Source organism: uncultured Caulobacter sp. (assembly GCF_947036865.1).
GTDB lineage: Bacteria > Pseudomonadota > Alphaproteobacteria > Caulobacterales > Caulobacteraceae > Caulobacter.
The window spans coordinates 1-25,079 of the sequence record NZ_CAMQSF010000025.1 but is presented as its reverse complement, the minus strand read 5'-3'; the positions used below and the strand labels follow the sequence as shown (position 1 = coordinate 25,079).

Below are 25,079 nucleotides of genomic sequence, written 5' to 3'. Positions count from 1 at the left end.
TCGCCCTATGCTCTTTACGACCCGCCCACGACCGGTTCTGGCGAAGCGTCGCCCGAGATAGAGGTGGTGGGTTAAAGCCCGCGAGTTCCGCCCTCTGCCTCGATGCGTTTCGACGACCGCTTCCTTGAAGAACTGAAGTCCCGCCTTCGCCCGTCCGACGTGATCGGAAAGACGGTGAAGCTGCGGCGGCAGGGGCGCGAGTACGCGGGGCTGTCGCCGTTCACCAAGGAAAAGAGCCCGTCGTTCTTCGTCAACGACGAGAAGGGCTTCTATCACTGCTTCTCCAGCGGCAAGCACGGCGACATCATCAGCTTCCTGCAGGAGACCGAGCGGCTGACCTTCGCGGAAGCCGTCGAGCGCCTGGCGGCCGAGGCCGGCATGAGCCTGCCCGAGGTCGATCCCCGCGCCGCCCGCGAGGAGCAGAAGCGCTCGTCGCTGGGCGACTGGATGGAACTGGCGGCGGCCTGGTTCGAGGGCGAGCTGCGCCGGCCCGGCGGCCAGGCCGCGCGCGCCTATCTGGAAAAGCGCGGCCTGCCGGAGAAGGAATGGAGCCGCTTCCGCATCGGCTTTTCGCCCAACAACCGCACGGGGTTGAAGGACTATCTGATCGCCAAGGGCGCCAAGCCCGGCGATCTGGTCGACGCCGGCGTGCTGATCGCGCCCGAGGACGGCGGAGCGCCCTATGACCGCTTCCGCGACCGGATCATCTTCCCGATCACCGACAGCCGGGGCAAGGTCGTCTCGTTCGGCGGCCGGGCCATGGATCCCGCCGCCCGCGCAAAGTATCTGAACGGCCCCGAGACCAGCCTCTTCCACAAGGGCCGGGTGCTCTACGGCCTGTTCGAGGCCCGCAAGATCCTGCACGCCGGCCAGAGCGGCGGCGAGCGGCCGCCGATGGTGGTGGTCGAGGGCTATATGGACGTCATCGCCTGCCAGCGGGCCGGGATCCCGGCGGTGGCGGCCATGGGCACGGCCCTGACCGAGGAGCAGATGGAGGCGCTGTGGCGCCTGCACCCGACGCCGACCCTGTGCTTCGACGGCGACAAGGCCGGCCAGCGCGCCGCCGACCGCGCCATCGACCGCGCGCTGCCGCTGCTCAAGCCCGGCCGCTCGTTTCTGTTCTCGATGCCCGTGGGCGGCAAGGATCCGGACGACGTGCTGCGCGAGCAGGGGCCGGCCGCGCTGCGCGCCCAGCTGGCCGACACCAAGCCGTTCGTGCAGCAGCTGTTCGAGCGCGAGCGCGACCTCGAGCCGTTGGACACGCCCGAGCAGCGCACGAACCTGAAGGTCCGCCTGCGCACCATGGCGGCGACCATCGCCGACAAGGACTTGGCGCACGCCTATAAGGAAGAGCTGCTCGACCGGCTGGACGAGATGCGCGCCGCGCGTCGGATCAAGCCCGACGCCAGCGACGCGGCGCGGACGATGTCGCGCGCCCGCTGGGACAACGCGCCGCGTCGCGGAGGGCGCGCCCGGCTGGAGGGCGCCACGGCCGAGGGGCGCCACGCCGCCGCCGCCCTGCAGCAGGCGCCCAAGCCGTTCTCGGCCGCGCTGCTGGTCGCCGCCCTGCGCGATCCCAAGGTGGTCGACGACCGTATCGAGGTCCTGATGAACCAGGGCTTCGGCGACCAGCGGCTCGACGCCATCGCCCACGAGCTGGTCAACCTGCGCATGGAGGCCGACCACGTCGAGGCCGAGATGCTGCGCGGGCGCCTGGCCTCGGCCGGCTTCGACGAGGCGGCCCTGGCGGCCCTGGAGCGCGCGGCCTCGCACGTCACGGCGCTGGACGCCTCGCGCAGCGCCGCCCAGAGCCCCGACGAGGCGGTCCGCGCCCTTTGGTCGCAGGCCTTCGATCTCCTGCTGCGACTGACGGCGCTGGAGCGGGCGGTCGACGACGCCAAGACCGATCTGGCCGACGAGAGCGACTTCCAGACCCTGCTGCGCCTGAAGACCGAACGCGACGCGGTCAAGCGCCTGATCGACAGCGGCGGCTGGACCGATCCGGGACTGGTGGCCCAGGTGCTGCATTAACGGCGCGGTTCAAGCGGGGCCGAAAACCCCGCCCTTCGACAGGCTCAGGGTGAGGTTTTCTACTGACGTTGCGCTGAAGACGGCGCGGCGCGGAAAATAGTCCTCACCCTGAGCCTGTCGAAGGGCGAGGACGGGCCCTTGGCGTTTGCAAATATTGCAGTCGCGGGGCCATCCCATCTTGACACCAGCGCCCCCCAAAGCCACATGCCGACTCAAGGATTTGCCACGCAGCTGACTGACATCGCTCGGGCCGCCCAAGCGCGCGCCCTCATTCGAAACAGGATGTCACCCTCGCCGCCGCCCCAGGTCCCCAGCGGTCGCTTGCCCTTCGCGGAAAGCGCCAAGGCCGCGCCCACGCCGTGATGTCTCCGCCGGGTCTCTCGCGGAGCGATCGCACATGGCGAGATCGGGCGCGTTTGGCGGTTTTTGACGGGAACGTGATCACTGGGACACGCGCTGACCTAAAAGCGCACCGGCGGGCAACGCCCTTCACGACGGATTTTCTCGGCGCCGTTCTCGAGCGAAGGCGGCGTCGATTGCGGAGAGCTTGATGAGCACCAATTCCTCGGCCGAGACGGAAGCGCCCGAAGCCACCGGCGGCGACGGCCCCCTGCTCGACCTGACCGACGCCGGCGTCAAGAAGTTCATCAAGCAGGCGAAAGCGCGCGGCTACGTCACGATGGACGAGCTGAACAAGGTGCTGCCGTCCGAGGAAGTCAGCCCCGACGCCATCGAAGACACGCTGGCCATGCTCAGCGAGATGGGCGTCAACGTGGTCGAGGCCGAGGAGGACGCCGAGGGCTCCGAGGGCGGCGAGGTCGCGACCCGCGACGAGAGCACCGCCGTCATCGCCAGCGACAAGCCGGCCGCCTATGACCGCACCGACGACCCGGTGCGCATGTATCTGCGCGAGATGGGGTCGGTCGAGCTGCTGAGCCGCGAGGGCGAGATCGCCATCGCCAAGCGCATCGAGGCCGGCCGCGACACCATGATCCGCGGCCTCTGCGAGAGCGCCCTGACCTTCGAAGCCATCATGGTGTGGCGCGAGGAGCTGGGCACCGGCCGCATCCTGCTGCGCGAGGTCATCGACCTGGAGGCCACCTACGCCGCGATCAACGGCGTGGCCGCCCAGCCGGCCGCCGAGGACGAGGCCGAGCCGGCCGAACCCGTCGACGACGAGAGCGGCGAGGCCAAGGCCGAGGGCGAGGGCGGCGAGGACGAAGACGACTTCGACGACGGCGCCGGCCCGACCGTCAGCGCCATGGAAGGCGAGCTGCGCGAAGGCGTGATGGCCATCCTAGACGCCATCGCCAGCGAGTTCGAGGCGTTCCGCAAGCTGCAGGACAAGCTGGTCGGCAGCCGCCTGAAGGGCGAGGACCTCTCCGAAGCCGACCGCAAGGCCTATGAAGGCCTGTCGGCGACGATCATCCAGCACCTGAAGACGCTGAAGCTGAACAACAACCGCATCGAGGCGCTGGTCGAGCAGCTCTATGCGATCAACAAGCGCCTGATCGGCCTGGAAGGCCGCCTGCTGCGCCTGGCCGACAGCTACGGCATCAGCCGCGCCGAGTTCCTGAAGGCCTATTTCGGCTCGGAGCTGAACCCGACCTGGACCGAGCAGGTCAAGGCCATGGGCGTGCGCTGGACCAAGTTCGTCGAGAACGACAGCCAGTCGGTCATGGACATCCGCCAGGAGATCGCCGCCCTGGCCACCGAGACCGGCGTGCCGATCGACGACTACCGCCGCATCGTCCAGACCGTGCAGAAGGGCGAGCGCGAGGCCCGTCAGGCCAAGAAGGAGATGGTCGAGGCCAATCTGCGTCTCGTGATCTCGATCGCCAAGAAGTACACCAACCGCGGCCTGCAGTTCCTGGACCTGATCCAGGAAGGCAATATCGGCCTGATGAAGGCGGTCGATAAGTTCGAATACCGCCGCGGCTACAAGTTCTCGACCTACGCCACCTGGTGGATCCGTCAGGCGATCACCCGCTCGATCGCCGACCAGGCGCGCACGATCCGTATCCCGGTGCACATGATCGAGACGATCAACAAGATCGTCCGCACCAGCCGCCAGATGCTGCACGAGATCGGCCGCGAGCCGACCCCGGAAGAGCTGGCCGAAAAGCTGGCCATGCCGCTGGAGAAGGTCCGCAAGGTCCTGAAGATCGCCAAGGAGCCGATCAGCCTCGAAACGCCGATCGGCGACGAGGAAGACAGCCACCTGGGCGACTTCATCGAGGACAAGAACGCCGTCCTGCCGATCGACGCGGCCATCCAGTCCAACCTGCGGGAAACCACCACCCGCGTGCTGGCCTCGCTGACCCCCCGCGAGGAACGCGTGCTGCGCATGCGCTTCGGCATCGGCATGAACACCGACCACACGCTGGAAGAGGTCGGCCAGCAGTTCTCGGTGACCCGCGAACGGATCCGCCAGATCGAGGCCAAGGCCCTGCGCAAGCTCAAGCACCCGTCGCGGTCGCGTAAGCTGCGCAGCTTCCTGGACTCGTAAGGAAGTCGCTCGGACGGGCTCCGAGCCCTCTGAGACAGAGACGCCCCGGTCGCTGGACCGGGGCGTTTTTGTTTGCCTGTTTTCACGCTGAGTGTGGGCGCGGGTCCGGATGGAAATCCTCGTCCCCCCGGGCCGGCGCCGCCGGACCCGGGGGGGGCGAGGACGGCTCCCGAGAGGCCATCAACACTCAACGCTAAACAGCCTTTTGCACGCCCAAAACCAGCGACCCCAACTGTCCGTCGCTCGACATGGCCGCGTAAAGACGGTTTAGCTCGCCCCCGTCGTGAAGCGCGATGTGGGGTTGGCATGAGGGGCATGAAGAATGTTTTCGGCGTGGCGATCGGCCTGGCGCTGGCCGTCCTTTCGGTCGACGCCCGGGCGCAGGTGATCCAGGGCGTTCCGGTCGTCGAGGCGATGACCGACTATGTCGCGCCCGACGGCCTCGTGGCGGTCGAGGGCGCGCGGCGCATCCATCTTCGCTGCGTGGGGCGGGGCTCCCCCACGGTGATCCTCATCGCGGGGCTGGGCAGCTGGTCCGGGACCTGGGCCAAGGTGCAGCCGCGAGCGGCTGAGACGACGCGCGTCTGCGCCTGGGACCGCGCCGGGTTCGGGCTCAGCGACGGCGATCCCAAGGCGGCCCAGACCGTCGGCCGGACCACGGACGATCTCGAGCGCGCCCTGAAGGCCGCCGCCGTCAACGGCCCCTATGTGCTGGTCGGCCATTCGGCGGGGGCGCAAGAGGTGCTGACCTTCGCCGATCGCCATCCGCGCGCGGTCGCCGGGATCGTGCTCGTCGATCCGGCGCGGCCCCACGACGTGGCCCGCGAGGCCGCGGTGGGCCCCAAGGCGGCCGCCGCCGATCGCGCCTATTTCGCCAGCGAGTCTAAGCGCCTGCGCGACTGCGCCGCCGGCGTCGAGAGCGGGCGGATCAAGGCCGGCGTCCCCGCGCCGCCGTGCTTCGTCTACTACCCGGAAATCCCGGCGAAGGCGCAGGCGGCTCTGGCCCGCCTCGACGCCGATCCGGCCCGCCTGCGCACCCAGGCCTCTTCGTACGAGGAGTACGAGCCGAACGGAGAACGGGTCGTCAAGGACGACAGGACCTATGGCGACCTGCCGCTGATCGTGATCAGCTCGGGAAGGCCGGGTCTGTGGGCCGAGGAGGCCAAGGACGAGTTTCCGGCCCTGCAGGCCGACTGGCGGGACAGCCACAAGGCCCTGGCGGCCCTGTCCCGGCGCGGGCAGTGGCGGATCGCCGAGGACTCCAGCCACCTCGTGCAGCTGGACCAGCCTCGGGCGGTCGTCGACGCCATTCGCGACGTCATCCAGGCGGGACCGAAATGAAGGCCTCGGTCGGCGTGTTGCCGGCCTCGACGTCGTCACGCGCCGCCGCCTGCTCCAGCGCTCGCGCCACGGCCGCGAAAAGGTCCTCGCGACGGATCGGCTTGCCGACGTGATCGGTCATGCCGGCCGCGCGGCAGCGGGCGATCTGCTCGGGCAGGACGTCGGCGCTGAGCGCGATGATCGGCATCTCGGCCGCCGGGCCGGGCAGGGCGCGGATGGCGCGGGTGGCGGCCAGGCCGTCCATCCCGGGCATGTGCACGTCCATCAGCACCAGATCGAACGCGCCGCCGCGCGCCGCCTCCAGCGCCTGAAGCCCGTTCTCGGCCGTGGTCACCGCGCAGCCGGCCAGGGTCAGAAGGGCCGTGCCCAGCTCGCGGTTCATCGGATGGTCGTCCACCAGCAGCACCCGGACGGCCCGGTCGGCGGCGACGTCCGCCGGCTCGGCGGGCCGGGCGGCGGCGACCGGATCGCGGCGCTCGGCCGTCAGGGTGATCCAGAACCGCGCGCCCTCGCCCGGACGGCTCTCGACGCCGATCTCGCCGCCCATGGCCGAGATCAGCGCCTTGCTGATCGCCAGGCCCAGGCCCGTGCCGCCATAGCTGCGGCTGATCGAGCTGTCGGCCTGGCTGAAGCGCTGGAAGAGTCGCGGCTGCACCTCGGGCGCGATGCCGATGCCGGTGTCGATCACCTCGAAGGACAGCTGGCCCCGGCCAGGACCGGCCGTCAGCCGCGCGAGGACGCCACCCTCGCTGGTGAACTTCAGCGCGTTGGCCAGCAGGTTCAGCAGCACCTGGCGCAGGCGGGTCTCGTCGAGGGCGAACACCGCCTCGGCGTCTTCCTCGCCGACCGATCGCACCTCGGCGCGCAGGTCCAGGCCCTTGGCGCTGGCGGCCGGGGCGACGATGGCCACCGCGTCGCGCAGCAGGGCCGCCGGCGCGGTGGGGGCCAGGCTCAGCTCCAGCCGGCCGGCCTCGACCTTGGCGAAGTCCAGCAGGTCGCCGACGATCTCGGTCAGGGAGCGGCCGGCGCGGCCGATCAGGTCCAGCCGCCGGCGGTTCTCGGTCGACAGGCTGGGATCGTCGGCGACGAGGGCCGCGAAGCCCAGGATGCTGTTCAGCGGCGTGCGGATCTCGTGGCTGATGGTGGCCAGGAACTCCGACTTCGCCGCGTTGGCGGCCTGGGCGCGAGCCTGGGCGGCGCGAGCGGCGGCCTGGCGGCGCTCCAGCAACACCTGCAGCCTGGCCTGCCGGGCCAGCGCCAGGGCGGTCATCAGGCTGACGACGTAGAGCGCGATGTGAAAGACCAGGGCCTGGCGCAGCGGCTGCAAGTTGGCGTGGGGGGCGAGGCCCGTGCGATGCAGCACCGCCGGGATCGCCGCGGCCAGGGAGGCGGTCACCACCGCCGCCACCGCGCGCGGTCCACCCCGGAAGGTGGCCAGCAGGGCGGGGGCGAACAGCAGCGCCGGATAGGCCACCTCGCCGCTGAACACGAGGACCGAGGTCGCCGCGCCCAGGGCCACGGTGGCCAGGCTTTCGGTCGGATGCACCTTGAAGCCGTCACGATGCCGGCGGTCGGCCAGGATCAGGGTGATGGGCAGGGCGATGGCCACGCCCAGCACGTTGGAGGACATCCAGTCGGTCCAACCCAGCAGGAAGGGCCGGCCGGCGCTGATCGACAGCACGCCGTTCGCCAGGATCGAGCCGGCGGCGGTCAGGGCCGAGCCCACCGAGATCACCAGGATCAGCCCGCGCGGGCCGCGCACCCGGCTCGGCGCGCCCAGGATCCGCATCAGCACGGCGGTGCCGACGATCTGGGCCGTGTCGAGCAGGGTGACCAGCACGCCGAACCGCCAGCCGTCGCCGACGACCAGCTCCAGCCCCAGATGGGCCAGGCCGCAGACGCCGAGAAACCCCGGCCACTGGCGCGGGCTCAGGGCCAGCAGGGCGCCGATCGCCACGGCGTTCGCCGTCCAGATGCTGGGGATGCCGTGCGTCGCGCCGGCCAGGAACAGACTGTAGAGCACCGCGGCCAGATAGGCGCAGATCAGAGCCGCCGGGCGGCTCCAGTCCCTCGATGTGTTACGCCACGCGACGGTCGCCACTTCGACCTGCTCTCCACAACCCGGAAGCTTGACCATAGCGTGCAAAGGTCGGCGTTTGGTTAAAGGCGGCCGGAGGCGCGTCGCGACCGGGTCGCCCGGACGCCGAGAGCCCTCGCAGGGGCTCCAAGTATCTGACTTGAATGCCTGTTTCCCTGGTCTGGAGGTGTCCATCCAAACCAGGCGGGCTCTAGGCGCGGATGGCGATCAGCGACTTGGTCAGGCCCAGAACCTTTTCGTCGACATGGCGACCGTCGGGAAACAGGAACCGGAACTGGGCCTTGTCCAGCAGCCGCGCGTGCTGCACGTCGCGCATGGCCGCGCCGATGTCGGGGGCCTTTTCCGAAAAGCCGTGCGGGCGCTTCATCAGGAGCTTGGCCCGCGTCTGCTCCGAGCGCCAATGGAAGAACGGGCTGGAGAAGTGCGGCTCGATCGGGAACCAGAAGTACGGAGTCTGCACGTAGTAGCGCGGCGCCAGGCGCCGGCACTCGCGGGCGAAGGCCTCCATGCGAGGCCAGTCGCCCACGTGCTCGACCACCGAATTGGAGTGCACGAGGTCGAAGCTATTGTCGGCGTGCTCGGCGAGGTCGCAGGCGTCGCCGACCACGGCGGTGAACAGCGGATCGTCCACCGTGAACGGCTGCGGGTTGAACAGGCTGACATGGACCTTGTTCGCCTCGAGGAATTTCCGGTCGAACAGGATGTTCCAGTAGGTGGGTTCGCCCCCCAGATCGGCGATGCGGCACCGGCCGCGCTCGGCGAAGGTCTTCTCGATCAGGGCGACGACATGCGCCGCGCGCGCACGCCGAAAGCGCGCCGACAGCGAGTTGTCGCTGTCCATGTCCTGCAGGGCGTGGATCAGTTTCATGGCGACACCCTGCCGCGGGCCGCTTGAGATTTGGTGTATGCGCGGCGCCGGCGCCCGCCCGAGGCGGCGCGACGGCTACGAAGGGGCGCTAACCCGACAGCACCTCGGCCAGCGCCTGGAACATCGGCTTGGGCCGCCCGGCGTCGTCGAACGGCAGGCCCTGGTCGCGCGGCCGCTGGCCGGACTGGCCCCGCAGCCAGCTGTCGCGGTCGCGCAGGCCCCAGACCGTGAAGGCGAACCGCTGGGGGGCGGGCAGGGCCATATAGGCCTCGGCCAGCTCGCGGGCGAGGTCGGCCTGGCGGCGCAACAGGTCGGGCAGGCGCGCGAAGTCGGGCCTGTCGCCCAAGGAGACATCCAGCTCCGACACGTGGATCGGCAGGCCGAAGCTGGCCAGATCGCGCATCGCCGCGCGGCAGAGGCCCGGCCGGGTGACGTCGAGATCAAGGTGGCTCTGGGTGCCAAGCCCGCCGATCGGCGCCCCGGCCTTCAAGAGGCGCTCGACCGTGCGCAGGAAGGTCGCCCGCTTGGTCGGATTGTTCTCCAGGTGGTAGTCGTTGATGAACAGCACCGCGTTCGGGTCGGCTTCCTTGGCGTGCTGAAACGCCAGGACCATGTGCTGGTCGACGCCGAGGTTTCGGGTCCAGATCGACGAGCGCAGGGTCACGCCGTCATCGGCCACCGTCTCGTTGACCACGTCCCAACCCACCGCCTGGCCGCGATAGCGTCCGGCCACGGCCAGGATGTAGTTGCGATAGGCCCGCGCGAACGGCTCGCCCTGGCCGTCCAGCTTCAGGAAGGCCGGCATGGCCTGATCGTACCAGACCAGGGTCGTGCCGTAGAGGCGGATGCCGTTCTGGCGCGCGAAGGCGGCGATGGCGTCGGGGCGGTCGAAGCGGAAGCGCCCGTCATCCTGCAGGATGTACTCCATCTTCATTTCCCACTCGGGCGTGAGCTGGGAATAGTGCCGGGCGAACAGCGCGGCGTAGGCGGGATCCTGCAGGAAGGCGTGCTGCACGCAGGCGCCGACCGGAGTCGAGGCGATCGACTTCAGCGGCGTGTCGGTGATCGGCTGGCTCTTGACCTCGCGCGCGCAGGCCGAGAGCGCCAGGGCCGAGGCGATCGCTGATCTTCTGGTGAGATCCAATTTCCGTGTCATCCCGGACGGCCCGAAGGGACGATCCGGGACCCAGGGGGTGAGGGATCGCCGCGCCCGCCGCCCCTGGGTCCCGGCGCTTCGCGCTTCGCGCCGCGGCCGGGATGACAAGAGTTGGTCGGGCTCATGATCGGGAGGCTACCGCCCGCTGACGGCGGCGCGGCGGATGCTGAGCTCGTCCATCTGCGCCGCTTCGAACGCGCCCAGCTTCTTGGCCGCCAGGATCTTGGCCTGCTCGGCGACGTGCTCGTACTTCTTCAGGGCCTCGAAGGCCTCGGAGAGGGCGTCGCGGGCTCCGGCCTCCTCCATCCGGCATTGCTCGATCTGGACCAGCATGTCGGCGCGGCGGCGCTTATAGCCCTCGCGATAACCGATCATGTACCAGCCGGCGCTGGCGTCGCCCTCGGCGCTCTTGGCCTCGGCCTCGGCCTCGGCGTCCAGCATGGCCACGCGCAGCTCGGCGGCCATGCGGCGTTCGACGATCTCGGCGAGGCGTTTCTGCAGGGTCTCGACCTCGTGGGTCGAGAGGCGGATCAGCGAGGCGGCCCACTTGGTCATCAGTAGTCACTCGCCAGGATCTGCCCCAACATGCCGAAAGAGTCGTCCAGAGAGGTTGCTTCTTCCTTATCCTGGCTCAGGAAGGCCTCGATCGCCGGGTTCAGGCGGATGGCGCGGTCGACGACCGGATCGGCCCCGGCGCGATAGGCGCCGATGCGGATCAGCTCTTCCATGTTCGAATAGGCGGCCATCACCTGGCGCGCGCCCTTGACGATGTCGCGCTCGTGCGGGTGCTGGCAGCCCGGCATGGTCCGGCTGATCGACTTCAGGACATTGATGGCCGGGAAGCGGCCGCGCTCGGCGATCGCGCGCTCCATGACGATGTGGCCATCGAGAATACCGCGCGTGGCGTCGGCGATCGGCTCGTTGTGGTCGTCGCCATCGACGAGGACCGTGAACAGGGCGGTGATCGGGGCGGCGGTGGTGCCGTCGGGCCGGATCGGGCCGGGGCCGGCGCGCTCCAAGAGCTTGGGCAGCTCGGTGAAGACGGTGGGCGTATAGCCCTTGGTGGTCGGCGGCTCGCCAGCGGCCAGGCCTATCTCGCGCTGGGCCATGGCGAAGCGGGTCACCGAGTCCATCAGGCAGAGGACCTCCTGGTCCTGGTCGCGCAGATATTCGCTGATCGCCAGGGTCATGTAGGCGGCCTGGCGGCGGGTCAGGGCCGGCTCGTCCGAGGTGGCGACCACTACGACGGCGCGGCGCAGGCCCTCCTCGCCCAGGGTCTCCTCGACGAACTCGCGGACCTCGCGGCCCCGCTCGCCGATCAGGCCGACGACGACGGCGTCGCAGGTGGCCTCCTTGGCCAGCATCGACAGCAGCACCGACTTGCCGACGCCCGAGCCGGCGAAGATGCCCAGGCGCTGGCCCCGGCAGGTGGTGGTGAAGACGTTCATCGACCGCACGCCCAGGTCCAGGCGCTCGCCGACCCGGCCGCGGGCGTGGGCCGGCGGCGGGGCGGTCTTCAGCGGATAGGGAACCTCGCCCTGGGGCAGGGGACCCAGGCCGTCGATTGGCTCGCCGAACGCGTTGATGATGCGGCCCAGCCAGGCCTTGGTCGGGCGGACCACGGCGCCTTCCGGCACGATGCGGATTTCCGCGCCCGGCGCGACGCCCTCGACGGGGCCGAAGGGCATCAAGAGGGCGCGGGTCTCGCGGAAGCCGACCACCTCGGCCGGCAGCGGCTTGTCGCCGAACCGGCTGATCTCGACCCGCGCGCCGACCGCCAGGCGGGTCAGTCCGCCCCGGGCCTCGATCAGCAGACCGTTCACCGCCGCGACGCGGCCGAAGATGGTCAGGGGATCGATACGTTCGACGGCGGCGATGAGGCTACGCAAGACGGCTCCGTGAAACAGCGGGGCTAGACTCGGCCATCGTGGTTAATCGGGTGTGAACTCACCGCGTCGGTGCGACCAATTGGCGGGTCGGAAAGCGCCCGGCCGGCATGGGAATCGGCCGGGGTCCGACGGGCGGCCTCGCGGCGGCCCGAGCGCCGAAAACCTCTCGCGACAGAACGCCGCAAGATCGCCTGCTGGGCGAGCGGCTCTTAACGCCGTAACGGTGTTTCCCCGCCTGGACTTGGTCGATTTTCGAGCGCGGACCCGGCCTTCCGCCAGCCCCCCGGCGACGCCTGCGACCAATGCGACCGGGGGCCGGAAGGCCGCTTGCACCCGATTCGCAAATCAGATTAACCATCAAGCCGACAGAAACATTCACCATTAACCAGTCTTAAATTAACTCTCCGGCAGAATGGTCGAAGGGTTTCAACGGCGGGCTTCCGCCAAGACGTTCGAATACGCCAGTTTTGGCGTGGAGGGGCTCATGCGCGTACTGTTGATCGAGGATGACAGCGCGACCGCGCAGACCATCGAACTGATGCTGAAGTCTGAAGGCTTCAACGTCTACACGACGGATCTGGGCGAAGAAGGCGTCGATCTTGGCAAGATCTATGACTACGATCTTATCCTGCTGGATCTGAACCTTCCGGACATGAGCGGCATCGACGTGCTGCGCACCCTGCGGGTCGCCAAGATCAACACGCCGATCATGATCCTGTCGGGCACCGCCGAGATCGACACCAAGGTCAAGACCTTCGCCGGCGGCGCCGACGACTACATGACCAAGCCCTTCCACAAGGACGAGATGATCGCCCGCATCCACGCGGTGGTCCGTCGTTCGAAGGGCCACGCTCAGTCGGTGATCAAGACCGGCGACATCGTCGTCAACCTCGACGCCAAGACCGTCGAGGTGAACGGCAACCGCGTGCATCTGACCGGCAAGGAATATCAGATGCTCGAGCTGCTCTCCCTGCGCAAGGGCACGACCCTGACCAAGGAAATGTTCCTGAACCACCTCTATGGCGGCATGGACGAGCCCGAGCTGAAGATCATCGACGTCTTCATCTGCAAGCTGCGCAAGAAGCTGGCCGCTTCGGCGCACGGCAAGCACCACATCGAGACGGTCTGGGGCCGCGGCTATGTGCTGCGCGACCCGAACGAGGCGGTCAACGCCGCCTGATCTCAGCGCCTTCGCGCCCGGATACGCCCACCCTCGCGGTGGGCGTTTTCGTTTATCGATCATACGGTTACGCTTGGCCGACCCAGGTTGGTTAACCAGACCGTGACAAATCAACCGAAGCGCCGAATAGTCCTTGCCGTCCGGATCGCGCTTGCGCTAGGTCCGGCCCGACGCTTGCTGGGGGGCGACCCAGCCGTCTCATTTTGACGAGCGCGGCATCGACACCGACGGGGGCCCGATGCAGGAATTCGATCCCAGACGCAGCGCCACGCGCTGGGCGCCGAGGATTTTCACCGCCGTCGCCGGCATGGCGGCGCTGGCCCTGGGCTGGAAGCTGACGGCCGACGACGTCTCGGCCCCGAAGGTCAAGGCGCCCCTGGATCCCGCCGCCCTGACGGCCCTGCAGCACGTGGCCTTCGCCAGCGCCGAGGCCCAGCCCGGCTTCGAGCGTCCCGAGAATGTCGAGGTCAAGGTCCGCCCCGGCGAGACCCTGCAAGGCGCCGTGCAGCGCGCCGGCGTCGCGCCGGAAGAGGCCCAGGCCGTGGTCGCGGCCCTGAAGGGCGCGGTCGACACCGTCAACATCAAGGCCGGCATGGCCTTCGAGGCCGCCATCGCCCAGCGGCGCAGCCAGCGCGGTCCCGCCCGGCTGATCGGGCTGTCGATGCGCACCAGCCCGAACTCGACCCTGACCGTCTCGCGCACCTTCGACGGCGCCCTGCGCCTGCGCGAGCTGGAAGAGAAGGTCCGCGACGAGAAGAAGGTCGCGTGCGGCGAGATGGAGGGCTCGTTCTACGAGAGCGTGGCCAATGTCGGCGGCACCCCGGCGGTGATCAGCGAGGCGGCCAAGCTGTTCTCGCACAAGATCGACTTCGCCCGCGACATCCACGAGGGCGACCGCTTCTGCCTGGTGTTCGACCGCAAGGTCACCGAGAGCGGCCGCACGGTCGAGGCCGGCGACCTGGAATACGCCGAGGTCAAGGGCCAGAAGTTCTACGCCTTCGATCGCCGCGACAGCGACGGCAAGCAGCAGTTCTTCGACGAACTGGGCAAGAACATCAAAGGCTTCCTGCTGCGCACCCCGGTCGACGGCGCGCGGATCACCTCGACCTTCGGCATGCGCAAGCACCCGGTGCTGGGCTTCACGCGGGCGCACAAGGGCGTCGACTTCGGCGCCGGGACCGGCACCCCGATCCTGGCGGCCGGCGACGGCGTCGTGCTGGAGGCCAGGCGCTGGGCCGGCTATGGCAACTGGCTGCGCATCCGCCACTCCGGAGCCTGGGACACCGGCTACGGCCACATCTCGCGCTACGCCCCGGGCATTCGGCCGGGCGTGCATGTCCGCCAGGGTCAGGTGGTCGCCTATGTCGGCGCCACCGGCCTGGCGACCGGTCCGCACCTGCACTACGAGGTCTGGCAGAACGGCGAGCGGGTCAACCCGATCGGCGCCAAGGTGCCGCAGGGCACGGTGCTGGGCGGTTCGGAACTGGCGGCCTTCAAGTCGCAGAAGGCCCGGATCGATCACCTGCTGGCCGAGGGCGGCGAGCCCGTCGGCAACCCCGATACCCCCAAGCTGGCGTCGGCGGATCTCGACCGGGTGGGGCGATCCCTGCGTTAGGGCGCTTTGGCTCTCCGCCGCTGATCCAAAGCGTTCGCGAAAGCTTAGGAGCCCCGAGCCCGAGTTGCCCCGCGACGGGCGCGACATGGTCGCGAAGGCTCTAAGGCCTGATCTCGGCGGCAAGACGCCGCGCTTGACTGTTGCCTTTTCAAAGAGATCGCGCCACGCGGCCGTCGCCTCGAACCGACGAGCGTGGCGCGGCATAACGGCGCGCAGGTCCAGAAACTGTGCGGCCAGATTTACATTTCCAATAACCGCGCTCAACCACAGATGAAACTTGTTCTGGTGGATTGAAGTAGAGGTAAAACCCAAACTGGGTATTTCAAAAATTCCGTTGAACACTTCTTTTGTCGGAAAGCCGACGCAAAAATTAACTGTTTTTTTCTGAGATGAACCCAGGTTCGATCTGAACTGTCTCTAGCGTCGAGCCTGGAGCGGCGAACTGGGGGTTCCAGCGTGAACAATATCAAGATTGGGCAGAAGCTTTCGCTCGCCTTTGGCCTCGTGACCTTGGTTTCGGTCCTGGTCGCGGCGCTGGTTCTCTTCAATCTGGGAAGCATCCGCAGCACCTCCCACTGGAACGACCACACGCGCGACGTTCTCTCCCAACTGGACGCCATCGGTTCGTCGATGGTCGATCAGGAGACCGGCGTGCGCGGCTATCTGGTGTCGACCGACGAGCGCTTTCTCGAGCCTTATCGCAAGGGCGGCGCGGTCACGGCGGCGGCGCTCGACAAGCTGGCGTCGCTGACGTCCGACAATCCCCAGCAGCAGGCGCGGATCGCGACGCTGCGCGGGCACGTCAAGCATTGGCAGACCCAGGTCGCCGCCGAAGAGATCCGCCTGGTGCAGTCGGGCGGGGTCGAGGCGGCGCGAAGCCTGGAAGCCTCGGGCGTGGGCAAGACGTCCATGGACGGCATCCGGGCCGCCGTCGGACAGATGCGCGACGCCGAGAACGCCTTGCTGGCCTCGCGTTCGACGAAGCGGGACAGCGCCATCCGGATCAGCGAGATCGTCCTGATCGTCGGCGGCCTGTTGTCGGCCGGCCTCTCGGCGACCCTGGGCGTCTTGATGACGCGCTCCATCGCCAGGCCGATTGGCCTGATGACCGGCGTCATGGGCAAGCTGGCCGCGGGCGATCTGACGGTCGAGGTCGGCGGTCGCGGACGCGGCGACGAGATCGGCGCCATGGCCCAGGCGGTTCAGGTGTTCAAGGACAACGGCCTGCGCGCTCGCGCGCTCGAGACCGAGGCCGAGCGGATGCGCGCCGACGCCGACAGCGAGCGCGGGCGCACCGAGGCCGAGCGTCGCAAGGTCGAGGCCGAGCAGGCGATGGTGGTGACCACCCTGGCCGCCAGCCTCGGACGCCTGGCCAAGGGCGACCTGACCTGCCGCATCGTCGAGGAGTTCAACGGCCAGTACCGCCAGATCAAGACCGACTTCAACACGACCGTGGAAAGCCTCCAAGAGGCCATGACCGCCATCGCCGAGGCGACCGGCGGCATCCGCGGCGGCTCGGACGAGATCGCCTCGGCCTCGAACGACCTGTCGCGCCGCACCGAACAGCAGGCGGCCAGCCTGGAAGAGACCGCCGCCGCGCTGGACCAGATCACCGCCACGGTCAAGCGCAGCGCCGACGGCGCGCGCCAGGTGTCGTCGGCCGCCTCGGCCGCCAAGCAGGACGCCGAGCGTTCGGGAACGGTGATGCGCGACGCGGTGTCGGCGATGGGCGAGATCTCCGAGAGCTCGGGCCAGATCGGCCAGATCATTGGGGTCATCGACGAGATCGCCTTCCAGACCAACCTGCTGGCGCTGAACGCCGGGGTCGAGGCCGCGCGCGCCGGCGAGGCGGGCAAGGGCTTCGCCGTCGTCGCCCAGGAAGTCCGCGCCCTGGCTCAACGCTCGGCCGAGGCCGCCAAGGAGATCAAGGCCCTGATCGCCAACAGCTCGGACCAGGTCGAGCGCGGCGTCAAGCTGGTGGGCGAGACGGGGTCGGCCCTCGGCGCCATCGCCCTGAAGGTCAACGAGATCGATCGCCTGATCTCCGAGATCGCCGAGTCCGCCCAGCAGCAGGCCGTCGGCCTCAGCGAGGTCAACCAGGCCGTGAACCAGATGGATCAGGTGACCCAGCAGAACGCGGCGATGGTCGAACAGGCCACGGCGGCGGCGACCAGCCTGAAGGGCGAGGCCGGCGAACTGGAGCGGCTGGTGTCGCGCTTCGACACCGGCGCCAGGGCCGGCGCCGCCCGCGCGGCGCGGGCGGCCTGATCGCTCAGTTCGTCCCGGCCACGGCCAGCAAGGCCGCCAGGCCGACCTGCATGCCCTTGACGCTCTCGCCCTTCTCGATGTCGATCCACTCGTCGAGGGCGTGAGCGCGGCCGGCCTTGCCGCCCGACCCGATGGTGACGGCCGGGATGCCCAGGCTCATCGGCACGTTGCTGTCGGTGGAGCTGTCCTGGTGCTCCGGCTTGAAGCCCAGCGCCGTGATCGCCGCGGCCGTCAGGGTCACGATGTCGGACTTCGGATCGGTCGTCCCCGCCGGCCGCTCGCCGATCACCTTGGCCTCGTAGCTGACCTTGCCGGCCCGGGTCGAGCGGGCGGCGTTCTCGCCCTCGACGGCCTTGTCGAGGATGCCGATCAGCGTCTGGTCCAGCTTGGCCAGCTCGGCCGCGCTCTCCGAGCGCATGTCGAACTCCATGAACACGCTGTTGGGGATCGAATTGACCGAGGTGCCGCCGCCGGTGACGCTGGCCGCGTAGGTCGTCTTGGGCTCCTTGGTCGTCTGCACGGCGTAGAGGTCGGTCACCGCCTTGGCCATGGCCGCCATCGGATTGACGATGCCGAACGCGCCGTAGCTGTGGCCGCCCGGACCCTTGAAGGTCACGCGATAGCGCTTGGAGCCGACGCCGCGATCGACGATCCGGTACGGGTCCGAGCCGTCCATCGAGAAGAACGCGCTGATCCGGCCCTTGTAGGGCCCCTTGTTGAACAGGAACCGCGTGCCGCGCAGGTCGCCGGGGCCCTCCTCGCCGACATTGCCGACGAACAGGATGTCGCTCTTGGTCGAGATCTTGGCCGCGTCCAGCGCGCGCATATAGGCCAGCAGGGTCGCCAGCGAGCGGGTGTCGTCGCCAATCCCGGGGGCCATCAGCCGGGTCCCCTCGCGCCGCACCTTCACGTCCGTGCCTTCCGGGAACACCGTGTCGAGGTGGGCGGCGAGGACCACGAACGGACCCTTGCCCTTGGTGACGGTCCCGGGCCGCACGCCCATGACATTGCCCTCGGCGTCCATCTCCACGTTCGTCAGGCCGTGCGCCTTCAGCATCTCCAGATAGGCCTTGGCCCGCGCGGCCTCCTTGAACGGCGGGGCCGGGATCTCGGTCAGGGTGATCACGTCGGCGATCGTGCGGTCGTAGTCGGCGTCCAGCTTGGCGGCGGCGGCCTTGAAGGCGGGCGAGGCCACCAGCTTGGCGACGGCCTTGTCGGGATCGGCCTTCGGCGCGGCGACGGCGGGGGCGGCGATGAGCGCGGCGGCGAGCGCGGCGATGGGGGCGAGCAGGGAAGGGCGGAGGGTCATCTCGGCGTCCAGAAAGAATCCTAGCTTCACTCCTAACCGATTTCCCCGGCGAACGCCGGGGCCGAGATTCATTCGGGGAGGCGGGAAGGACGCTAGGCGGTGAGCCGCGCCATGCCGCCCATCCAGGGATCGCTGACTGAGTCCCGACCGGTCTCGATCCGTCCCGCCAGGCGCCGCAGCCAGGTCTCGTCGCCATCGTGGCGCGCGGTCAGGTCGTACCAGCCCTGCTGGGTCGGCCAAAGGGTCTCCCGAACCTCGCCGGGCGCCAGGACGACGCGTTCGACGCGCCCGTCGGCCTCGACCACCACCGTGCGCCGCTGGCTGTCGGCGTTGGTGAAGACCAGCGCCATCCGGGCCTTGCTGGCGTCCGCGCGACTGAACAGGCCGACCTTGCCGCCGGGCCCGCCGGCGAAGCGGCGGTGAAAGCCGTTGGGACCCAGCACCCAGAGGTCATGGGCGCCGGCGGGCCAGACGCCCACCAGGCTCTGGCCGGGGCCGACCGTGAAGCGGCGCGGAACCTCGTCGAGGCGAAGCTTGTCATAGACATGGAACACGGCCGCGACGCCGCCGTGGTTCTCGAAGGTCAGGCCGTTGCCGGTCAGCGACGGCTCGACCGACAGCGCATAGGGCAGGGCGCGCGAGGGCCGCGTCCCCTTGGCCTGCTCGGGCGCGACGATCGTGTCCGGGGTCGGCGGCTTGGCGCGGCCCGGCAGGGCGTGGGCGCGTTCGGCCGCCTCGCGGGTGGCCGGCAGAGCGGGGAAGGGTTTGTCGTTCGGCGTCTTGAAGTCGAAACAGGTCAGGAGGTCGCCGCACACCGCCCGCCGCCACGGCGAGATGTTCGGCTCCATCACGCCGAACCGCGCTTCAAGAAAGCGGATGACCGAGGTGTGGTCGAACACCTGGCTGTTGACCCAGCCGCCTCGGCTCCAGGGCGAGATCACGTACATCGGCACGCGCGGGCCCAGGCCATAGGGCCGGCCCATCAGGTCGTCGCGCTCGCCCTTGGCCTCCGTCGGGTTGCGGACCAGGTGGTGCTCGGCCGAGAGGTCGACGGTCGAGCCGCCGACCGGCTTGCCGTCGGCGTCGCGCGAGGGCGGGGCCGGCGGCGGCATGTGGTCGAAGAAGCCGTCGTTCTCGTCGAACATCACCAACAGCACGGTCCGCGCCCAGACCTTCGGGTCGGCGGTCAGGCAGTCGATGACCCGCGCGGTGTAGTCCGCGCCCTGGGCGGGGCTGGACGGGCCGGGATGCTCGCTGTCGGCGGCGGGGGCGACGATCCACGAGACTTGCGGCAGGCGCCCGCTCAAGACGTCCTCGCGCAGCTTGTCCAGATGCCAGGTCGACAGGCCCAGTTGCTTGAGGCGCGGATCCGAGCCGGGGACGCCGTGATAGCTGTCGCGGAAGGTCTTGAACCCGGCCAGCGGGTTATCGGTGAAGTTGTCGGCCATGTCCTGATAGACCCGCCAGGACACGCCCGCCTTCAGCAGCCGCTCGGGATAGGTCGTCCAGCGATAGGAGTCGGCCGCGCCGCCCTTTTCCGGGAAGTCGTCGTGCGAGTTGGAGATCGACGGGCCGCCGGCCCGGCCCAGGCCGTCATTGGTGCCCGACCACAGGAACAGGCGGTTGGTGTTGGTCCCCGTCTGGGTCGAGCAGTGATAGGCGTCGCACAGGGTGAAGGCCTCGGCCAGGGCGAACTGGAACGGGATGTCGGCCCGCTGGAAATAACCCATCGACCAGGGATGCTTGGCGTCCGGCCAGCGGTCCATGCGGCCCTGGTCCCAGGCGTCCTGGGCGTCGGTCCAGCTGTGCGGCGTGCCCTCGACCCGCATGTGGGCGAAGGTCTGGGCCGTGTTCAGCGGGAACGGCGCGAGGGTCTTGTCCTTGTCGTAGGCCTGGACGAACACCGAGCCGCCCGCGCGACCGGGCGCGTCGCGGACCGGGACCGGGAAGCGGTCGCCGAAGCCCCGCACCCCGTTCAGCGTCCCGAAATAGTGATCAAAGCCCCGGTTCTCCTGCATCAGGATCACCACGTGCTCGACGTCCTTCAGCGTGCCGTGGCGGACGTCGGCGTCGATCGCGGCGGCGCGGGCCAGGGCCGGCGGGAGCGCGAGGGCGCCGATGGCGGCGAGCAGTCCGCGACGGTCGAGCTGGGTCATGGCGGGGGAACTCCGGGAAGCTTGGCCGGAGTTAGCATGCGGTGTTTGGCGGGCGCGTGACAGGGCGGTTGATGCGGGCGCGCAAGCAGAAACCCTCTCTTTTTGAGAGAGGGATTCGATTTGGCGCGAAGAGGAGCGGCGCGCCCCTCAGTCGAACACGATCACCGACCGCGCCAGCTCGCCGCGCTTGAGTTCGTCGAAGGCCGAATTGACGTCCTCCAGCTTGATCCGGCGCGAGATCAGCTCGTCCAGCTTCAGCTTGCCGGACATGTAGAAGTCGACCAGGCGCGGCATGTCGACCGGGAAGCGGTTGGAGCCCATGTAGCTGCCCTGGATCCGGCGCTCGCCCAGGAAGTCGACGCCGTGCAGCTCGATCTTGGTGCCCACCGGGATCATGCCGATGACATTGGCCGTGCCGCCCCGACGCAGCATCTTGAAGGCCGCTTCGGCCGTCGCCTTCAGGCCGATGGCCTCGAAGCTGTGATGGACGCCGCCGGCGGTCAGCTCGATCACGGCCTTGGCCACGTCGTCGACCGCCGAGGCGTCGATGACGTCGGTCGCGCCGAAGACCTTGGCCAGCTCCAGCTTGGAGGGCACGCGGTCGATGGCGATGATCCGGCCGGCGCCGGCGATCGCCGCGCCATTGATCGTCGCCAGGCCCACGCCGCCGCAGCCGATCACGGCCACGGTCTCGCCCGGGCGGACGTTCGAGGTGTGCATGACCGAACCGACGCCGGTCATCACCGAGCAGCCGATCAGGGCGGCGCGGTCGAACGGCATGTCCTTGCGGATCGCCACGCAGGCGTGCTCGTGCACCAGCATCATCTCGGCGAAGGACGACAGGTTCAGGAACTGGGCCATGGGCCCCGTTCCGCCGTTCAGGTCCTCCTTGAACAGGCGCGGCGCGTCGCCCTTGGCCCGCCGGGTCTCGGGACTGACGCACAGGTTCATGTGCCCGGTAAGGCAGACCTCGCAGTGGCCGCAATAGGGGTTGAGGCAGGTGATCACGTGGTCGCCGACCTTGACGGTCCGCACCTCGTCGCCGACCGCCTCGACGATCCCGGCGCTCTCGTGGCCCAGCACGGCGGGCAGAGGGTGGGTGTAGGAGCCCTCGACGAAGTGCAGGTCGGAGTGGCACACGCCGGCGGCCTTGGTGCGGATCAGCACCTCGCGCGGGCCGGGCTTGCCGATGGCCACGGTCTCGATCTCGAGGGGCTTGCCCACCTCGCGCAACACAGCGGCCTTCATCGTCGTCTCCCTTGCTTTGGCCCGGAGACTAGCGTCGCGCTCGGGGTCGGCGAAAGGGGGCGTTCGAACGAATGTTTGGAAAATGCGTCGGTCGCCGCTTGATATTAGGAAGTTTCCTAATTAGCTTTCTGCCTATGAACGGCGTCTTCAAAGCCCTGTCCCATCCGGCGCGCCGCCAGATCATCGCCATGCTGCGCGAGCGCCCGAGGCTGTCGGGCGAGATCGCCGCCGCCTTCGACATGAGCTGGCCGACGATCACCGGCCACCTGACGTCCCTGAAGGACGCCGGCCTGGTCGACGCCGAGCGGGAGGGGACCTCGATCCGCTACCGCCTGCGCCTGTCGGCGCTGGAGGAGGCGGTCGCCGTTCTGCTGGACCTTGTGGATGCGGCCCCGAAGGCCGATCCGATCGGAGATCTCGACCATGGACGGTCAGACTAAGCGCGGCGATCTCAGCTCCTGGATCCTGACGGCGGGCCAGTTCGGCCTGGCCGGGGCCATCGCCTTTTTCGGGCCGACCCGCCCGATCCCGATGCATTTCGGCCTGGACGGCGAGGTTGATCGCTGGGGCGGGCGGCTGGAGATGGCGGCCGTGGTGCTGCTGCTGGCGGTGATCTCGGCGGTCGCGATGCTGTTCGCGCGCCGGCCGGATCAGGAAGTCCACCTGCTGCGCGACCGGCGCTACAGCCAGCGGGCGGTGGTCTGGGTGCTGTCGCTGGTCGCGCTGCTGTCGGCCTGCCTGACCTGGGGATGGTTCGACCAGCCGGGGCCGCGCTTCGGCATGGCGGTGATCAGCGTGCTGCTGGCCGTCGTCGGCGTCCTCCTGGGCAAGACCAGCCCCAACGCCATGATCGGCGTGCGCACGCCCTGGACCTATGCCAGCCGGCTCTCGTGGGAAAAGGCCAACCGCCTGGCCGGCCGCCTGTTCTTCTGGGGCGGTGCGCTCGGCGCGCTGGCCGCGCCGTTCGCGCCTCAGCCGGAAGGCTTGCGCGCCGTGACCCTCGGCGCGCTGCTCGTCGGGGCGGTGTCGGTGTTCGAGAGCTGGCGCGTCTGGCGCGCCGACCCGGACCGGGCGGCTTAAGCCGCCAGCGCTTCCGGCGGGCGCTCGGGCAGGATGCGGCTGACGGCCAGCAGCACCGTCATGGCGCCTTCGCCCGAGGTGATCACGGCCGAGACCAGCGGCGAGTCCTCGCCGTCGCCCAGCGACGGCGGCGGATTGATCTGCTCGGCCTCGACGGTGAAGCTGTCGCAGACGGCGTCGACCAGAAGGCCGGCCACGTCCTTGTGGTTCTCGACCACGATGATCACCTGGCGCGCGCCGTCCTGGGCCGCGCCCTTGCCCAGCCGCCACGACAGGTCGATGACCGGCATGACCTGGCCACGCAGATTGATCACGCCACGCACATAGGGCGGGGCCTCGGGCAGCGGGGTCGGCGGCGTCACGCCGCGGATCTCGCGCACCGCGCTGACGGGAACGCAGTAGGTCTGGGCGCCGACCTCGAACGACAGAACCTGCAGGGCCTGGCCCTGGGCGTAGGACTCGGAAATGGTCATGGCGGTCTCCGCGGAGGTCGCGAGGGTTGGTCCCGCCGACGGTGGCCGAAAAAGATGAACAAACCGGTTCCGAGCGGCGTTGAAAAAAATCCGTTCAGGCGCCGTTCAGGCGGAAGGTCCGAAGCTGCCGCCAACGCTTGAGACGACGCGCCGCGCCGCCGGGAAGCGAAGACCCAAGGGAGGCCCTCATGGCCAACAAGATCATCACCTCGGTCGGTCGGGTCGCCGCCGGCGTCGCCGCCCTGTCGCTGACGGTCGCCGCGACCACGGCCTCGGCCGATCCGCGCTATTATTATGACCGCGACCGCCACCGGGGCGGCGACACCGCCGCGGCCGCCATCGCCGCCGGCATCGTCGGTCTCGCGGTCGGCGCGGCGATCTCCGACAGCCACCGCAACGACCGCTACGACGATCGCGGCTACTACCGTCAAGGCTATTACGACCAGGGCTACCGCGGCTACTATTCGCAGACGCCGGGCTACGGCTATGGCTACGGCTACGCCCCGCGTCCTTATGCCGCGCGCGAATGCTGGACGACGCGCGAATACGACCGCTGGAACGGCTCGTACTACGAACGCACCGTCTGCCGCTAAGCCCTGGACATCAGTCGCCGTTGTGAGCCGGCGACCTGATCGGCGCGTCCGCCCCGACGCCGCCACGCAGCCCCGAGGTCCCCCGACCTCGGGGCTGTTTCGTTTTGAGGATTCCGGGACTCGACTCCGGCCGCGATAAGGAACAAAAAAGGAACATTACCGCGAACTTCAGGAGGGTCCGCCATGTCGCTCGCCGCTCGGGACACCGTTTTCGACAGCCCCTTCGGCGCGGGCCTGCGCCTGACCGAGGACCGGCTGGATATCGCCGAGGCGGTGCTGGCCGGCGCCTGGCGCACGCTGCGCGCGGCCGGCTTCGGCGAGGCCGAGGTGCAGGCGCTGTTCGATCAGATCGCCGACCGTCCCGAGGATCTGGCGCGCCGCCTGCGCAAGATGGCCAACGCCGGGGCCTGACAGGCCTGAAGAGGGCTGGGCTTTCGCGGGGATGCATCCGTCCTGGAAGGTCGCCCGTACCTTGAATACGGCTCGATAACCCAGCCCGGGCCGAACCACCGCGCGTCCGCCGACCGTCCCCAAAACCCGGCGGGCGAGCCTCGAGGCCTTCCCGACGACGACCCCAACGTCGGCGGGGAGGCCCGTTGGCCCTCGGTCGATCCCTGGACCCCCTGTCAGCTTCGGACGTTCAAGGCGTTCAAGAGGGAATTCAAGACTTAGGACGCGCGATCCAGCAGGGCGCGCAGGATCTCGGCGCGCTGGGCGGTGTCGACGCCGATGCGGCCGGCCAGCTCGCGAATGCCGGCCGGATAGGCCTCGCCGCCCTCGGCGATCGCCCTGGCCTGGTCGGCCAGACGGCGAAGCTCGCGGTCCAGCCGCTCGATCTCCTCGCGGGCCAGGATCCGCGCTTCTTCCTGCAGGCGCTTGACGCGCTGGCTGGTGGTCTCGGGTCCGCGCCCGAGGTCGTAGATTTCCGCCGCGCCCGGGACGGGCGGCACGATCTGCAAAGGCTTGCCGGCCATGGATTGGGCTCCTCGATCCGGACCGGTTCGCGCCGGTCCACATCGATACAAAGCCTCGCTTAGCGCCAGTGTTCCGTACCGTCTTTCGGAAACGGCGCCGCCGTGGCCGCCGCGCCACACGCGCTCGGCGGGCCCGAGCGCGAAAGCCGCGCCGGGCCTCTCGCGGTCAGTGGGCGGTGTGATTGTAGGGCGTCTGCGAGGCCGACGGCGGCGAGGCCGGGGCGGCGGCGGCGCGCTCCTGCGGCGGGGCCGGGCGGCGGGACTTCCGGCTGCGGCCCTGGAATTCCGCGC

20 protein-coding genes are annotated in these 25,079 nt (G+C 69.3%); 10 read left to right on the top strand and 10 right to left on the bottom strand.

The genetic code is table 11. The annotated features are described in order from the left end of the window. Positions 1 to 102: 102 nt before the first annotated feature. The 3 genes from dnaG (at position 103) to Q0V34_RS13670 (ending at position 5,881) form a co-directional block, all read left to right on the top strand. The gene (dnaG, locus tag Q0V34_RS13680; RefSeq protein WP_297512796.1) at positions 103 to 2,031 is read left to right on the top strand and encodes a DNA primase; all 1,929 of its coding nucleotides are present in this window, start codon (positions 103 to 105) and stop codon (positions 2,029 to 2,031) included. Between the two features lie 550 nt (positions 2,032 to 2,581). Then, positions 2,582 to 4,540 (top strand): RNA polymerase sigma factor RpoD, encoded by a 1,959-nt coding sequence (gene rpoD / locus Q0V34_RS13675; protein WP_297512795.1) that lies wholly within the window; start codon positions 2,582 to 2,584, stop codon positions 4,538 to 4,540. A 315-nt stretch (positions 4,541 to 4,855) separates the two neighbouring features. Further along, positions 4,856 to 5,881, top strand: a complete 1,026-nt coding sequence (locus Q0V34_RS13670) for an alpha/beta hydrolase (RefSeq protein ID WP_297512793.1) — start codon at positions 4,856 to 4,858, stop codon at positions 5,879 to 5,881. On the opposite strand, the gene Q0V34_RS13665 is transcribed toward Q0V34_RS13670, so the two are convergent. The 5 genes from Q0V34_RS13665 to fliI all read right to left on the bottom strand — a co-directional run bounded on the left by Q0V34_RS13665 (position 5,859) and on the right by fliI (position 11,892). After that, positions 5,859 to 7,982, bottom strand: a complete 2,124-nt coding sequence (locus tag Q0V34_RS13665; RefSeq protein ID WP_297512791.1) for an ATP-binding protein — start codon at positions 7,980 to 7,982, stop codon at positions 5,859 to 5,861. The genes Q0V34_RS13670 and Q0V34_RS13665 overlap by 23 nt on opposite strands. 187 nt (positions 7,983 to 8,169) lie before the next feature. Further along, on the bottom strand, positions 8,170 to 8,847 hold the full coding sequence (locus Q0V34_RS13660; protein ID WP_297512788.1) for a class I SAM-dependent methyltransferase: 678 nt from the start codon (positions 8,845 to 8,847) through the stop codon (positions 8,170 to 8,172). An 88-nt stretch (positions 8,848 to 8,935) separates the two neighbouring features. Beyond that, complete coding sequence (locus tag Q0V34_RS13655; RefSeq protein WP_297512786.1) at positions 8,936 to 10,003, bottom strand: endo-1,4-beta-xylanase; 1,068 nt, start codon at positions 10,001 to 10,003, stop codon at positions 8,936 to 8,938. A 135-nt stretch (positions 10,004 to 10,138) separates the two neighbouring features. After that, the gene (locus Q0V34_RS13650; RefSeq protein ID WP_297512784.1) at positions 10,139 to 10,558 is read right to left on the bottom strand and encodes a flagellar export protein FliJ; all 420 of its coding nucleotides are present in this window, start codon (positions 10,556 to 10,558) and stop codon (positions 10,139 to 10,141) included. After that, positions 10,558 to 11,892, bottom strand: a complete 1,335-nt coding sequence (gene fliI, locus Q0V34_RS13645) for a flagellar protein export ATPase FliI (RefSeq protein WP_297512782.1) — start codon at positions 11,890 to 11,892, stop codon at positions 10,558 to 10,560. Before fliI ends, Q0V34_RS13650 begins: the two co-directional genes overlap by 1 nt. Before the next feature lie 484 nt (positions 11,893 to 12,376). Between fliI and ctrA the strand changes: the two genes are divergently transcribed. From ctrA to Q0V34_RS13630, 3 genes are all read left to right on the top strand, one after another. Beyond that, a complete protein-coding gene (ctrA, locus tag Q0V34_RS13640; RefSeq protein WP_297512780.1) occupies positions 12,377 to 13,072 on the top strand; it encodes a response regulator transcription factor CtrA in 696 nt (231 codons plus the stop codon). 238 nt (positions 13,073 to 13,310) lie between these two features. Then, positions 13,311 to 14,687 carry a peptidoglycan DD-metalloendopeptidase family protein gene (locus tag Q0V34_RS13635; RefSeq protein WP_297512778.1) on the top strand — a complete coding sequence of 459 codons (1,377 nt, stop codon included), beginning with the start codon at positions 13,311 to 13,313 and terminating at the stop codon, positions 14,685 to 14,687. Between the two features lie 456 nt (positions 14,688 to 15,143). After that, entirely contained in the window at positions 15,144 to 16,955 is a 1,812-nt protein-coding gene (locus Q0V34_RS13630; protein WP_297512776.1) for a methyl-accepting chemotaxis protein, read from the top strand. Between the two features lie 4 nt (positions 16,956 to 16,959). On the opposite strand, the gene Q0V34_RS13625 is transcribed toward Q0V34_RS13630, so the two are convergent. From Q0V34_RS13625 to Q0V34_RS13615, 3 genes are all read right to left on the bottom strand, one after another. Beyond that, complete coding sequence (locus Q0V34_RS13625; protein WP_297512774.1) at positions 16,960 to 18,264, bottom strand: M20/M25/M40 family metallo-hydrolase; 1,305 nt, start codon at positions 18,262 to 18,264, stop codon at positions 16,960 to 16,962. A 92-nt stretch (positions 18,265 to 18,356) separates the two neighbouring features. Beyond that, on the bottom strand, positions 18,357 to 20,420 hold the full coding sequence (locus Q0V34_RS13620) for a phosphocholine-specific phospholipase C (protein ID WP_297512771.1): 2,064 nt from the start codon (positions 20,418 to 20,420) through the stop codon (positions 18,357 to 18,359). 147 nt (positions 20,421 to 20,567) lie between these two features. After that, a complete protein-coding gene (locus Q0V34_RS13615) occupies positions 20,568 to 21,668 on the bottom strand; it encodes a Zn-dependent alcohol dehydrogenase (protein ID WP_297512769.1) in 1,101 nt (366 codons plus the stop codon). A gap of 134 nt (positions 21,669 to 21,802) precedes the next feature. Here Q0V34_RS13615 and Q0V34_RS13610 point away from each other — a divergent pair, with 134 nt between their 5' ends. Together Q0V34_RS13610 and Q0V34_RS13605 are read left to right on the top strand one after the other, a co-directional pair. After that, positions 21,803 to 22,108 carry a metalloregulator ArsR/SmtB family transcription factor gene (locus Q0V34_RS13610; protein WP_297512767.1) on the top strand — a complete coding sequence of 102 codons (306 nt, stop codon included), beginning with the start codon at positions 21,803 to 21,805 and terminating at the stop codon, positions 22,106 to 22,108. Next, positions 22,092 to 22,748 (top strand): SdpI family protein, encoded by a 657-nt coding sequence (locus tag Q0V34_RS13605; RefSeq protein WP_297512765.1) that lies wholly within the window; start codon positions 22,092 to 22,094, stop codon positions 22,746 to 22,748. The genes Q0V34_RS13610 and Q0V34_RS13605 overlap by 17 nt, the downstream gene beginning before the upstream one ends. Here the strand turns inward: Q0V34_RS13605 and Q0V34_RS13600 are convergent. Then, positions 22,745 to 23,221: a chemotaxis protein CheW gene (locus Q0V34_RS13600; RefSeq protein WP_297512763.1), complete on the bottom strand. Its 477-nt coding sequence runs from the start codon at positions 23,219 to 23,221 to the stop codon at positions 22,745 to 22,747. The genes Q0V34_RS13605 and Q0V34_RS13600 overlap by 4 nt on opposite strands. Positions 23,222 to 23,409: 188 nt before the next feature. Here Q0V34_RS13600 and Q0V34_RS13595 point away from each other — a divergent pair, with 188 nt between their 5' ends. Both Q0V34_RS13595 and Q0V34_RS13590 read left to right on the top strand, forming a co-directional pair. After that, complete coding sequence (locus Q0V34_RS13595) at positions 23,410 to 23,814, top strand: hypothetical protein (RefSeq protein ID WP_297512761.1); 405 nt, start codon at positions 23,410 to 23,412, stop codon at positions 23,812 to 23,814. A 183-nt stretch (positions 23,815 to 23,997) separates the two neighbouring features. Next, the gene (locus tag Q0V34_RS13590; RefSeq protein WP_297512759.1) at positions 23,998 to 24,225 is read left to right on the top strand and encodes a hypothetical protein; all 228 of its coding nucleotides are present in this window, start codon (positions 23,998 to 24,000) and stop codon (positions 24,223 to 24,225) included. A gap of 257 nt (positions 24,226 to 24,482) precedes the next feature. On the opposite strand, the gene Q0V34_RS13585 is transcribed toward Q0V34_RS13590, so the two are convergent. Then, positions 24,483 to 24,788 carry a hypothetical protein gene (locus Q0V34_RS13585; protein WP_297512757.1) on the bottom strand — a complete coding sequence of 102 codons (306 nt, stop codon included), beginning with the start codon at positions 24,786 to 24,788 and terminating at the stop codon, positions 24,483 to 24,485. Positions 24,789 to 25,079: the final 291 nt, after the last annotated feature.

Bases quoted from the DNA above. Each gene is read 5' to 3' on its own strand.
- Q0V34_RS13655 (WP_297512786.1), bottom strand. From the start codon at position 10,003: ATGACACGGAAATTGGATCTCACCAGAAGATCAGCGATCGCCTCGGCC.
- Q0V34_RS13585 (WP_297512757.1), bottom strand. From the start codon at position 24,788: ATGGCCGGCAAGCCTTTGCAGATCGTGCCGCCCGTCCCGGGCGCGGCG.
- Q0V34_RS13625 (WP_297512774.1), bottom strand. From the start codon at position 18,264: ATGACCCTCCGCCCTTCCCTGCTCGCCCCCATCGCCGCGCTCGCCGCC.
- rpoD (WP_297512795.1), top strand. From the start codon at position 2,582: ATGAGCACCAATTCCTCGGCCGAGACGGAAGCGCCCGAAGCCACCGGC.
- Q0V34_RS13620 (WP_297512771.1), bottom strand. From the start codon at position 20,420: ATGACCCAGCTCGACCGTCGCGGACTGCTCGCCGCCATCGGCGCCCTC.
- Q0V34_RS13635 (WP_297512778.1), top strand. From the start codon at position 13,311: ATGCAGGAATTCGATCCCAGACGCAGCGCCACGCGCTGGGCGCCGAGG.
- Q0V34_RS13650 (WP_297512784.1), bottom strand. From the start codon at position 10,558: ATGACCAAGTGGGCCGCCTCGCTGATCCGCCTCTCGACCCACGAGGTC.
- dnaG (WP_297512796.1), top strand. From the start codon at position 103: ATGCGTTTCGACGACCGCTTCCTTGAAGAACTGAAGTCCCGCCTTCGC.
- Q0V34_RS13605 (WP_297512765.1), top strand. From the start codon at position 22,092: ATGGACGGTCAGACTAAGCGCGGCGATCTCAGCTCCTGGATCCTGACG.
- Q0V34_RS13660 (WP_297512788.1), bottom strand. From the start codon at position 8,847: ATGAAACTGATCCACGCCCTGCAGGACATGGACAGCGACAACTCGCTG.
- Q0V34_RS13670 (WP_297512793.1), top strand. From the start codon at position 4,856: ATGAAGAATGTTTTCGGCGTGGCGATCGGCCTGGCGCTGGCCGTCCTT.
- ctrA (WP_297512780.1), top strand. From the start codon at position 12,377: ATGCGCGTACTGTTGATCGAGGATGACAGCGCGACCGCGCAGACCATC.
- Q0V34_RS13615 (WP_297512769.1), bottom strand. From the start codon at position 21,668: ATGAAGGCCGCTGTGTTGCGCGAGGTGGGCAAGCCCCTCGAGATCGAG.
- Q0V34_RS13590 (WP_297512759.1), top strand. From the start codon at position 23,998: ATGTCGCTCGCCGCTCGGGACACCGTTTTCGACAGCCCCTTCGGCGCG.
- Q0V34_RS13595 (WP_297512761.1), top strand. From the start codon at position 23,410: ATGGCCAACAAGATCATCACCTCGGTCGGTCGGGTCGCCGCCGGCGTC.
- Q0V34_RS13600 (WP_297512763.1), bottom strand. From the start codon at position 23,221: ATGACCATTTCCGAGTCCTACGCCCAGGGCCAGGCCCTGCAGGTTCTG.
- Q0V34_RS13610 (WP_297512767.1), top strand. From the start codon at position 21,803: ATGAACGGCGTCTTCAAAGCCCTGTCCCATCCGGCGCGCCGCCAGATC.